This window comes from Roseofilum acuticapitatum BLCC-M154 (assembly GCF_030068475.1).
Taxonomy (GTDB): domain Bacteria; phylum Cyanobacteriota; class Cyanobacteriia; order Cyanobacteriales; family Desertifilaceae; genus Roseofilum; species Roseofilum acuticapitatum.
The window spans coordinates 1-11,957 of record NZ_JAQOSP010000044.1; the positions used below are offsets into that span (position 1 = coordinate 1).

9 protein-coding genes and 1 pseudogene are annotated in these 11,957 nt (G+C 44.7%); 6 read left to right on the top strand and 4 right to left on the bottom strand.

What is annotated here, in order from left to right:
• Positions 1-196: 196 nt before the first annotated feature.
• On the bottom strand, positions 197-1,933 hold the full coding sequence (locus PMG71_RS06740; protein WP_283752890.1) for a sensor histidine kinase: 1,737 nt from the start codon (positions 1,931-1,933) through the stop codon (positions 197-199).
• A 283-nt stretch (positions 1,934-2,216) separates the two neighbouring features.
• Here PMG71_RS06740 and PMG71_RS06745 point away from each other — a divergent pair, with 283 nt between their 5' ends.
• From PMG71_RS06745 to kaiC, 3 genes are all read left to right on the top strand, one after another.
• Entirely contained in the window at positions 2,217-3,131 is a 915-nt protein-coding gene (locus PMG71_RS06745) for a circadian clock protein KaiA (RefSeq protein ID WP_283752891.1), read from the top strand.
• A 61-nt stretch (positions 3,132-3,192) separates the two neighbouring features.
• A complete protein-coding gene (kaiB, locus tag PMG71_RS06750) occupies positions 3,193-3,507 on the top strand; it encodes a circadian clock protein KaiB (RefSeq protein WP_283752892.1) in 315 nt (104 codons plus the stop codon).
• 72 nt (positions 3,508-3,579) lie between these two features.
• Entirely contained in the window at positions 3,580-5,154 is a 1,575-nt protein-coding gene (gene kaiC, locus PMG71_RS06755; protein ID WP_283752893.1) for a circadian clock protein KaiC, read from the top strand.
• Positions 5,155-5,387: 233 nt separating this feature from the next.
• Here the strand turns inward: kaiC and chlP are convergent, their stop codons facing one another.
• Together chlP and PMG71_RS06765 are read right to left on the bottom strand one after the other, a co-directional pair.
• Positions 5,388-6,608, bottom strand: coding sequence for a geranylgeranyl reductase (gene chlP, locus PMG71_RS06760; protein WP_283752894.1), 1,221 nt, complete (start codon positions 6,606-6,608; stop codon positions 5,388-5,390).
• A 195-nt stretch (positions 6,609-6,803) separates the two neighbouring features.
• On the bottom strand, positions 6,804-7,637 hold the full coding sequence (locus tag PMG71_RS06765) for a hypothetical protein (RefSeq protein ID WP_283752895.1): 834 nt from the start codon (positions 7,635-7,637) through the stop codon (positions 6,804-6,806).
• Here PMG71_RS06765 and PMG71_RS06770 point away from each other — a divergent pair.
• The 3 genes and pseudogenes from PMG71_RS06770 (at position 7,637) to PMG71_RS06780 (ending at position 8,790) form a co-directional block, all read left to right on the top strand.
• Positions 7,637-8,059 (top strand): hypothetical protein, encoded by a 423-nt coding sequence (locus tag PMG71_RS06770; protein WP_283752896.1) that lies wholly within the window; start codon positions 7,637-7,639, stop codon positions 8,057-8,059. The genes PMG71_RS06765 and PMG71_RS06770 overlap by 1 nt on opposite strands.
• Positions 8,060-8,085: 26 nt before the next feature.
• Entirely contained in the window at positions 8,086-8,421 is a 336-nt protein-coding gene (locus tag PMG71_RS06775) for a rhodanese-like domain-containing protein (RefSeq protein ID WP_283752897.1), read from the top strand.
• A gap of 135 nt (positions 8,422-8,556) precedes the next feature.
• Positions 8,557-8,790, top strand: a pseudogene (locus PMG71_RS06780) (DUF2283 domain-containing protein).
• 16 nt (positions 8,791-8,806) lie between these two features.
• On the opposite strand, the gene uvrA reads toward PMG71_RS06780, so the two are convergent.
• Positions 8,807-11,647, bottom strand: coding sequence for an excinuclease ABC subunit UvrA (gene uvrA / locus PMG71_RS06785; RefSeq protein ID WP_283752898.1), 2,841 nt, complete (start codon positions 11,645-11,647; stop codon positions 8,807-8,809).
• Between the last annotated feature and the right edge of the window lie 310 nt (positions 11,648-11,957).

Here is an 11,957-nt window from a genome sequence, read left to right on the forward strand (position 1 = left end):
GAAGCGGAAATACCCTAATTAAAAATCCAGGGAGCAAGATGCTCCCACTCCAGTCATATCAAAGAATTCGAGGAGTGCGGGCATCTTGCCCGCTTCTTAACAAATTTTCATGTCCGCTTGCGGAAACCGGACTTGATATCAAATCTATGAGTAGGTATTGCCCACTTTACCTTCGACTCCGCTCAGGGAGCGCCCCCTATCTCTGACTTGCGGCGATCTTAATCACTTGCAACAACGTAGAAACCGCCAAGTCAGAATCCGGAGACACCAAACAAGGAAAGACCAATAATCCGGGAATTTGATTGGCTAGTTGGGTGGTTTCCTGACTGAGGGTGATCAGGGGTAAATAACATAGGGATTCTGACTGACGTAGAGCATTTAAGTAATCCTGAATATCCTCTAAACCGGCATCATTAAAGACTAAAACATGGGGTTTCCAGACTCTAGCTAAGATTTCTGCCTGATCTAGATCTTCTGCTTCGAGAAGGCGACAATCTTTACCTTTCAAGGTGTGGCATCCCCGTACCCATTCTTGATAGGTTCCTTTTTGGGGTGTACCGGGAGATAAGCATAAAAGAGTTAATTTTTTGGGCACAGAAGAGTTGATTTCGGTTTCCGAGGGTTGATGGAGGAGTTCGGAGGGTAAGAGCAAGGTAAATTCTGTGCCTTGGTTTTCTGTAAGGGAACAGATGAGATCGCCGCCATGGAGTTGGGCTAATTGACTAACAATGGCTAATCCTAATTCCCAGGTGGGTTGACTGGATGAGGAGATCCAAGGGGTAAGATTGACGGGGGGGGTTAGGTAGGGGTTGGTTAAGCGAAAGCTCATCCAAAAGCCCCCTTGGGATTGGATCTCAAGTTGGAGAGAGATTGAGCGATCGCCGATTGACCATAGATTATAGGACAATAGCCGGTGGATCATTTGCCGCAGCCAAAATTCATCGGCCATCACATCGGTGAGATCGGGATCTCGTATAAGTTTGAGGTAGGGGGTTTGGGGCCGGTCTTGCACCAGTTCTTGAAAGGTGGTTAGGGTGCGATCGCAGAATTCAGATAGGTTAATGAGGGATTGGTTTAACGCGATTTCTCCGAGTTCGAGCTGTACCCAAGTGACCATATCATCAATGATGATTCTCAGTTGTTTTCCTCCTTGATGGATCAAAGCTAAGTATTGCTTTTGTCGAGCATCGCTGAGAGAGTGATGGGGATGGGACAAGAGGTTAGATAGGCCTAAAATTGAAGTAATCGGTGTTTTTAGGGCATGGCTAATATAGGCTAAGATCTGGTTTTTCGTTTGATTTTCCTTGACCAGTTGGGTGATGCGAGTCAAGAGGGTCTGAAGTTGCCAGTCTACTGGAGATCCTGGGGATTGCTGGGAGGGATCGCTGATGGGGTCTGACTGGGGTAAGTAAGAGTGGGGTGAGGGATGAGGATCGAGAGGCAGTTGATTTTGCCAGAAGATCTGCTGTTCTTTCAATTCCCTAGATCCGGGATGATGGGGGGCCCTTTGCTCTAGGGAATACTGAAGCAACCGTTGATTATCCAGTAATCCGACAAATTCCCTTTCTGGGTTAATTAGGGCATAATGACAGGCGATCGCTGGATTACACTTTTTGAGTTGTTGCTGGAGTTCCCCGATCTCTAGATCGCTGGAAAAACAGACAATTGATTCTAAAATCGGTTCTCCAATTTGGTACAATTGGGGGTTGATCTTTAATAAAGAGGAAGACTGCACCCCTGGAGATTCCGGTTGTAGCCAATAGGGTAACCACCGGGAAAACTGAATACAGGCGATCGGGAATTGGGCCGGATCGATGACCACGAGAAATTCTTGGTCAGTGAGACTCCATTCCCTTAAGGCCCTTTGGAGCGGAGTGGTTTGTGGACAGACCACCACTGGAGAAGTAAAAGCTTGGAGCAAAGGAGAGTTCATGAAGTTTAGCTAACCCCAATGTCAGCAACACCCGGTGGCTTCAGTCTAGCCTGAGATCGCTAAGGACTCCCTAAGCTAAATTCTGGATCGTTGGCCCCCTCTTCAGAGAGATGCCTGTAAGCAAACCGGAGAAATTTCCAGAAACATAACAATTTATTTACAATTAAGTCTAGAATGTTTACATTGATGTAAAGACTGGTAAAAAACAATTTCTTCGATTATTAAACCAACACTTTCTCCTGTCGGCGAAGCCGATCCCTGTAGTTTCTTTTAACACCTTGGCGTGCCCTCTCAACTGTCTATCTGTATTTTTGTCCGATCCGCGTCTCTTGGCGATTCCCTGGAACAATGCCTAGAAGACACTCGCCATGCATACACTCGCTTATTTTCTGAAGGTGAGTTAATCGAATATGTCGATCAGCACAAGCAACAAATTGACTGTTTGGTGGTCGAAAGGATACCTGAGATCTTAGAACTCTTAAGTAAACTGCGGCAACAAAAAATCTATTTACCCCTGGTGGCGATCGGGGAATCTATTGAAACTCCCCAACGTCTCGAAGTTCCTTCAGGGAATCAAGAAGAAACAGGAACTTTAGTACCGCTTGATTTGACAGCCATAAGAAGATTATACCATGATGCGGTGTTGGAAGTCACGGCTGATGAACTCCAAGAAGTGCAATCAGTCATTGATCGGGCGATCGCTAAATTTCTGGAATTATCAACCACCCAAAAAGGAACCAGTACACAGCAGGGAAATGCGATCGATGCGATCATCATTCAACACTCGCTCAAACGTCAGCAACGGCGTTTAGCGGAAAAACTCAAAGAACGACTAGGATATCTCGGCGTGTATTACAAACGAGACCCCAAAAACTTTTTCCGTCGTTTATCTCATGAAAAACAACAAGATTTACTGGAGAGCTTAAAAGAAGATTATCAGGATATAATACTCAATTACTTCTCTGATGATGAAGCCATCAATTCTAAAATTGATGACTTTGTAAACATCGCTTTTTTTGCCGATATTTCTGTGTCTCAAATCGTTGAAATTCACATGGAACTAATGGAAGAGTTTTCCAAACAATTACAGCTAGAAGGACGAAGTGAAGAAATCTTGCTTGACTATCGTTTAACCTTGATCGATACCATTGCCCACTTATGTGAAATGTATCGCCGTTCAATTCCTCGCGAATCCTAATCTTGTTAATTCATAGTCCTGAATGACAACAACATCTAGAACCCATTGACACAGAAAAACCATGAGTCCCCTTAAAAAAACCTACATTCTCAAACTATATGTTGCCGGAAATACCCCCAACTCAGTACGGGCATTAAAAACCCTAAATGATATTCTAGAACAAGAATTTCAAGGCGTTTATGCCCTCAAAGTGATTGATGTCCTCAAAAATCCTCAACTGGCTGAAGAAGACAAAATTCTCGCCACTCCCACCTTGGCTAAAATTCTCCCTCCTCCCGTTCGTAAAATTATTGGAGACCTCTCGGATCGGGAAAAAGTGCTGATTGGACTCGATCTATTATATGATGAACTGCGCGATGATGAAAGTATGGTGTAAAACAGTAGCGATCGAGACTATTCGAGCCTCTCATCATCCCTTTTATTTTTTTTATATAGAGCCATAGCACCTATGAGTACATTTGAGCCAGTTAGCGAACCAGAAAAAACTCCCAATAAAAAACTTACAGGAATCACCAAAATTAGAACCCTGATTGAAGGCTTTGATGACATTAGTCATGGAGGACTTCCCCAAGGTCGCAGCACCCTGGTGAGTGGGACATCAGGAACGGGTAAAACCATGCTAACCATTCAATTTTTGTATAATGGGATTACCTATTTCAATGAGCCAGGAATATTTGTAACCTTTGAAGAATCTCCTACAGATATTATTCAAAACTCTGCTAGTTTTGGCTGGGACTTACAGCAACTCATAGATGATGGTAAACTCTTTATTTTAGATGCTTCTCCTGACCCAGAAGGTCAAGATATTGTCGGTAATTTTGACCTTTCTGCTCTCATTGAACGGCTGCAATATGCCATTCGTAAATACAAGGCCAAGCGGGTCTCCATTGATTCCGTAACGGCTGTATTTCAGCAATATGATGCTGCTTCTGTCGTGCGTCGGGAAATTTTTCGCCTCGTCGCTCGACTTAAACAGTTGGGTGTGACCACCGTGATGACCACAGAACGGGAAGAAGAATATGGGCCGGTTGCTCGTTTTGGAGTAGAAGAATTTGTTTCTGATAATGTGGTGATTGTTCGCAATGCCTTAGAAGGAGAAAGACGAAGAAGAACGGTAGAAATTCTCAAACTTCGGGGAACGACTCATATGAAAGGAGAATATCCTTTTACCATTACCGATAATGGAATTAATATCTTCCCCTTGGGAGCAATGCGACTAACTCAACGCTCGTCTAATGTTAGAGTATCTTCTGGAGTCAGCACTTTAGATGAAATGTGTGGCGGCGGATTTTTCAAAGATTCGATTATTTTAGCCACGGGAGCAACGGGAACGGGTAAAACGTTATTGGTGAGTAAGTTTATAGAAAATGCCTGTAAGAATTCAGAACGGGCAATTTTATTTGCCTATGAAGAATCGAGAGCGCAACTTTTCCGGAATGCGAATTCTTGGGGAATTGATTTTGAAGAACTGGAAAATCAAGGTCTGCTGAAAATTCTCTGTGCTTATCCAGAGTCGGCAGGATTGGAAGATCATTTACAGTTAATTAAATCGAAAATTACTGAATTCAAGCCCTCTCGGATTGCGATTGATTCCTTGTCGGCCCTAGCGCGAGGGGTGAGTAATAACGCATTTCGCCAATTTGTGATTGGGGTGACGGGATATGCAAAACAGGAAGAAATTACGGGTTTCTTTACGAATACTACGGATCAGTTTATGGGGTCTCATTCGATTACTGAATCCCATATTTCAACGATTACGGATACGATTTTAATGTTGCAATATGTGGAAATTCGTGGGGAAATGTCACGAGCGATTAACGTTTTCAAGATGCGCGGATCGTGGCATGATAAGGGTATTCGTGAATATGCGATTACAGAACATGGTGCAGAAATTAAGGATTCTTTCCGGAACTATGAAGGGATTATTAGTGGTTCACCGAGTCGGATTTCGGTGAATGAAAAAAGTGAGTTGTCTCGGATTGTGCGTGGGGTTCAGAATAAGGATGAAGAAGATACTTTATAAGGCTAAGTTTATTTAAGAGAAAGTTGGGCAAAGTGTTCGAGTAATAGGCGGTGGATGAAAATACAGTGCTTCGCGCTGTAGTGAGGTACGTTCCTCTAAATTTCTCCGATTTGATATAAAATAGGGCATTATTGATGTATTCCCATAAAAAATCCCCCCTCTGCATGAGGGAGGATGAAATCGATATTTAAGAGTTATTGGTATGGGTGATAACCCGAATCAGGTTGAGTGTCTTAAGGGGCTAAGGCATTACCCCGGAGCAAGCTACCGATGGTTTTCGCCGTAATCTTCATTTGCACTAAAGGATTCGCGGGAACCACGGTTTTGTACAAGTAGCTGTCAAAGGTGAGCTTTTGCACATCTTTGTCGGAACACATTTCTACAAAGGCTTCGCGGGTGGCATCGGTACGATAGAAGACCTGTTGTAGGATATCGAGTACCTTGTAGGTCAAGCCATATTTCTTATCCCAGCGTTTGATGTAAACCTTGAGATCGTCTTCCGTAGGAATGCGTTGACCATTGTTAGAAAACTCGACGATCGCCTCTGCACACATGCGACCGGATTTAGCCGCAAAGTAGATTCCTTCTCCGGAGGATTTGGTTACGGTTCCGGCTGCATCACCGACTAGAGCGACCCGACCGCGTACCCGATGGGGACGGGGATGTTCGGGGATGGGGTGGGCTTCTACTTTAATAATTTGACCTCCAAGCAAGCGCTTGGCTGCGCGGGCGCGAATTCCCGCTTGCAGTTGTTTAATTTTGGCTTGATTCACTTTCATGGTTCCCGTGCCTACGGCCACATGGTCGTATTTGGGGAATACCCAAGCATAGAAGTCTGGGGATACATCGTCTCCGACATACATTTCCGCCAGGTCTTCATAGTAGTTCATCAGATGGTCAGGGAGACGGATGCGCTCTTGGAAGGCGATCGCGTAATTATAGTCTCCTGCTTCGATCGCTTTAGCTACTCTGGAGTTCGCTCCATCCGCACCAACAACCACATCCACCTGGAGGGTTTTGGCTACTCCAACCGTGCCTCCCTGAGAATGGTCACTATAGTGCAGGGTGTAGGGATCGGTGCTATTGGTGGGAATTTCCAGCTTATGGACAGTTCCGTTAATTAGGGTCGCGCCCAATTCGGCTGCGCGATCGCGCATAAAGCCATCTAGCACTTCCCGGCGACACATCCCAATATATTCGTCGTCCCGTTCTATATTAATATCGACTTCTCTGTTCGACGGTGAGATCATTTTCATCTTTCTCACCCGCCGGTCAATAATATGGGGCGGTAAGTCAAATTCACTTACCATACACAGAGGAATGGCTCCACCGCAGGGTTTAGCGTTGTCTAGCTTACGCTCAAACAGATAAGTTTCAATCCCTGCCTTTGCTAGGGTCTCAGCAGTGCTTGAACCTGCTGGCCCCGATCCAACTACAGCAACCCTTATACCCAAAGGTTTTCTCCACAATCGTTACACAACACGAATCGAATCCTATCACTTTCTGGGAATATTCTGGGCCAGTTTGGGGCTATTGTAACTAAACTGCAACAGAGTTTAACACAATGATACGAACTGAGTGAGAACAGTTATAGTTAGCATCAGGTCATAGCCAATTCATTACTCATGACTCATTAATCATGACTCAAACTACTCTCGATACCGCTCTTGAGGAATTGGACGACGGCGAGGAGCCGGTTCTGAGCGCATAGACTGGCGGCGTAGGGTTTGGCTCACCTCTAAAAATACATCCCGACGCAGATAAGGGTAATCACTTACCCACAAGTTAATTTGGGGCAAATAAACATCAGAAATGCGGTTAATCCGGCTTAAATCCGGTTGACTCGACATCACCACCATTTCCGCAATCATCCCCGCATCAATAGCACGGTATTGGCGACGGATGGGCACTTGAAAACGAGTTTCAAAGCCCGTTTCATCCCCTAAATCTAGATTTAAACGCCGTTCCCGGTTTTCAACAATCACCAACTCCCCACGATTATTTACTGTTTCTTCTGTACTGACTAATTCATCGGTAATAAAAACATCTAAAATTTCTCCGCGCCAGAATCCACTATAAGGGAATTTGCGGTACTTGGCATTACGACGACTCGCCCAGAAAATCGGCCCCCATAGCCAATAGGTTCCGATGGTAATTCCGATCAGAAATAAGAGTAACTCAAAACTCTCCCCCAAGGCAGTGAGCCGACCAAAGAAGATCACCAGAGCGCCTAAAACTGAGGCCAGTAAGCGTCTGAGGAGATCGGAAAACTTGCCCCAACAGTATTTGTATTGATTCCCTGTTCCAATCAGAGGAATCAGTTGTTCAAACCGGCTGCGATTTAAGGGAATAAGCATAGGGTATCGGGCTTGTCCAGTTACCAGCATTTTCCCTATCTTGCCATATTCTTGCAGATTTCCTACTGCACGGCGATCGGATTCTGATCTATGATAATGCCAAGTATCAGGGAGTGATGTGGGCAATGGGATCGAGTCGAGAGAATGAGTCTTCAGACTCCCAACGGGATTTTGACCGCCAGATTAATGAAGCTATCCGGGTTTTGAAGCGAAACGATCAAATGCTCCATAACTTAATGTTAATGGAGTTCTGGTCAATTGTCCGTACCATGGATGAACTCAACTCTGGATTCTGGTCTCAGTATATGAAAAACCATCAGCAGGTTTCCCAGCAACGTCTTAAACAATGGCAAGCCGAAAAAGAGGCATCACAAACCAAACGTTCTGCATCCTTTTCTCGGCCGTCTTCCCCCTTTGAATCAGCAGAAGAAGCCCAAGAAGTCCAAGAAAAACTTTCTGAGCGTATTGCTTTATTTTCTGATATCATTGGAGAGGAGATTTACCCCAATCGACGGCAAGTACGAGAGTCTTCCGACGAGAATAGTTAAGTCATTTGTAATCCAACCCAACTCTGATGATTGAAGAATTTAGTGTAGAAAAATTAGCTAACTTGAGTGAGCAAGAACGAGCCAATTGGCAATTTATTGATGTTCGCGAACCAGAAGAAGTGAATTTAGCTAGGATTGAAGGCTTTGAAGTATTATCTTTAAGTCAGTTTCGGGAATGGTCAGAAGATATTCATGCTCGGTTTGACAAGGATAAACCAACCGTCGTCATGTGTCATCATGGAATGCGATCGCAGCAAATGTGCCAATGGCTCATGAATCAGGGATTTACCGACCTCAAAAACCTATCCGGTGGCATTGATGCCTATTCTTATCTAGTCGATCGTTCCATTCCCCGATATTAGATCAATTAAAAATTAAAAATTAAAAATTAAAAATGAGTAATTTTTAGGGTGGGCAGGAGCATAAGCGATTAAATTCAACAATGCTTTTTTTGACCGAAACTTTGGTAAACGATTACAAAAGGAGTCTAATTATCCATGAAGCTTGATTACTATCCAGAGACTGATTCACTGTATATTAAACTTAAAGATATTCCCAGTGTAGAATCAGAATAAATTGCCCATAATATTGTGATTGATTTTGATGCTGAAGGAAATATAGTTGGTATTGATATTGATTTAGCTTCCCAGAAGGTCGATCTCAAGGTCTTAGAAGCTATCAATTTACCAGAAGTGCAAGTGAAATCTAATCACAAGTTAGTCCATCATTAACTGAGAGTCATATTAGTTATTCATCTTTCCTAGAATCTAGCACTTCTCGCAAATAAAATCCCGTGTAAGACTGACCATGTTTGGCTACCTTTTCCGGCTCTCCCGTGACCACAACCTCACCTCCTTTATCGCCTCCTTCTGGGCCTAAGTCAATAATCCAATCGGAGCAGCGAATCACATCTAAATTATGTTCAATCACAATCATAGAATTGCCCTTATCGACCAAACGCTGTAAAACATTCAGCAGTTGATGGACATCATAAAACGAGAGTCCCGTGGTGGGTTCATCGATTAAATAGAGAGTTTTTCCAGTTGCTCTGCGGGATAATTCTGTGGCTAACTTTACCCGTTGCGCTTCTCCTCCAGAGAGGGTTGGGGCAGGTTGTCCGAGATGAATATAGCCTAATCCGACATCGACTAAAGTTTGTAGGCGTTTAAAGGCTTTGGGGATGTTTTGAAACACTTCTAAGGCTTCAGCAACCGTCATATTCAAAACATCCGCAATCGAATATCCTTTATATTTCACTTGCAAAGTTTCCCGGTTATATCTAGCGCCTTTACAGACTTCGCATTGCACATAAACATCCGGTAAAAAGTTCATTTCAATCACATTAACTCCCTGTCCCCCACACGCTTCACAGCGTCCCCCTTTGACATTAAAAGAAAAGCGTCCGGGTTTATATCCTCTAGCTTTGGCTTCGATGGTTTCGGCAAAAATAGCGCGAATAGAATCGAAAATACCGGTATAGGTAGCAGGATTCGATCTGGGGGTTCTGCCAATGGGAGATTGATCGATGACAATGACTTTATCAATGGCATCGAGTCCGGTGATTTTTCCTAATTCTTGAGGGAAGGCAATATTCCGGTTTAAATGATGTTGGAGAGCGGGATAAAGCAGTTCATTAATTAAGGTGGATTTTCCGGAACCGGAGACTCCGGTAATACTGACGAGTTTGCCTAAAGGAATTTCCAGATTGATATGCTTGAGATTGTTTTTGTGGGCATTTTTGAGTTTGAGCGATCGCCCGTTCCCTTCTCGGCGTTTTTTGGGCGTTTCAATGACTCGCTTTCCTGACAGATAAGCACCGGTCACAGATAGCTCATTATCCAGTAATTGCTCTAGAGTTCCTTGGGCGACAATTTCCCCGCCATGAACCCCTGCACCGGGGCCAATATCCACCAAATGATCGGCGCTGCGGATGGTTTCCTCATCATGTTCGACCACAATTAAAGTATTGCCTAAATCGCGCAATTTGGTTAAGGTTTGCAGCAGGCGAGAATTATCCCGTTGATGTAAGCCAATACTCGGTTCATCTAACACATATAAAACTCCCGTTAAACCTGCGCCTATTTGTGTAGCTAACCGGATGCGTTGCGCTTCTCCTCCAGATAAGGTCATGGCTGGACGATCGAGGGTAAGATAGTCTAAGCCTACATCGATTAAAAACTGTAGTCTAGCTTGAATTTCTTTCAGGGCAAGTTCGCCGATTTTCGCTTGGCGCTCGGATAGGTTGATGTCCTTAATTTTCTGCAAACAATCAGTGATGGAAATTTCGGTTAAATCGTGAATGTGATATTGCCCTAAACGGACGGATAGGGCTTCCGGTTTGAGTCGTTTTCCTTGACAAGAATGACAGGGTTGATCGATGAGATAGGGTTCGAGTTTCTGTTTTTGTAAGTCGGAGCCGGTTTCATGGTAAATGCGCTCTAAAATGGGGATGACTCCCTTGAATCGGGCATGATAACCGGAGACTTGGCGATAGTCGGATTGGGGTTCGAGATAGATTTCTTCGGTTGTGCCGTGAAGGATGATTTCTTGTTGTTCAGAGGTGAGTTTTTTCCAGGGTGTGGTTAATTCAAAATGATAGGCTTCTCCCACACTGTCGAGCAAGGAGAAATAGTAGGTATTGTCTTTTTCTGACCAGGGAGCGATCGCGCGAAACAAAGGAGCGTCTGGATTGGGAATGAGCAGCGCTGGGGAAAATTGGCGATGACTCCCTAACCCATGACAGTCGGGACAAGCGCCATAGGGAGAGTTAAAGGAGAATAACCGGGGGGATAATTCTTCCATGACAGCGCCATGTTCGGGACAGGCAAAGTTTTCGGAAAATAGGATAGTTTCGGGGTCTGTATCCGCCATGATTTCAATCATGGCCATTCCTTCCCCGTGGTGGAGGGCGGTGCTTAAGGAGTCGGTTAAGCGCTCTTCTAGTCCGGGTTTGATGATGAGGCGATCGATGACAATTTCGATGTCATGTTTATGGTTTTTTTCGAGTTCGATAGTGTCCGAAAGTTCCTGAACTTCGCCATTAATTCGCACTCGGACAAATCCTTGGGAAGCTAAACTAGAGAGCAGCTTTTTATGGGTTCCTTTTTTGCCTCGGACTACGGGAGCGAGTATTTGGAAACGGGTACGTTGGGGAAGCTCCAGGATGCGATCGCACATTTGATCGATGGTTTGGGGAGCGATGGAGCGATCGCAAATGGGACAATGGGGTTCTCCCGCACGACCAAACCACAAGCGCAAATAGTCATAAATTTCGGTCACTGTTCCCACGGTGGAGCGGGGGTTATGGGAGGTTGATTTCTGGTCGATAGAGATGGCTGGACTCAACCCCTCGATGCTATCCACATCCGGTTTATCCACCTGACCCAAAAATTGCCGCGCATAGGCACTGAGGGACTCCACATAGCGCCGTTGCCCTTCAGCAAAGATGGTATCAAAGGCAAGGGAAGATTTGCCCGATCCAGACACCCCCGTAAAGACAATCAGGCGATCGCGGGGCAATTCCAGATCGATATTCTTGAGATTATGCTGTCTCGCTCCTCGGATGCGGATGGTCTTGTCTTCGGTCATAAGCGGCGATCGTCTTTGGGTTAGGATTATATCAATTAACAATTAACAATTTTCATGTCGTGACAACCCTAAAATGGTGGGTTACGGCGGATTGAGAGATTGCTATCACAGTCTAGGTTTTAGCCGCCTAACCCACCCTACGCTAATGCACTATTTTAACTGTGTCACGGCAGTAGGGTGCGTTAGCGAAGCGTAACGCACCAATCCTCTATATATGGAGTCGTTGCTAGGAGTTGGCTAAGAAATTTACGCGAGAATGAGTGGTCATGAATCCAAGCTACTCGGATCAATTCCCAATTCCCTCAGTTTT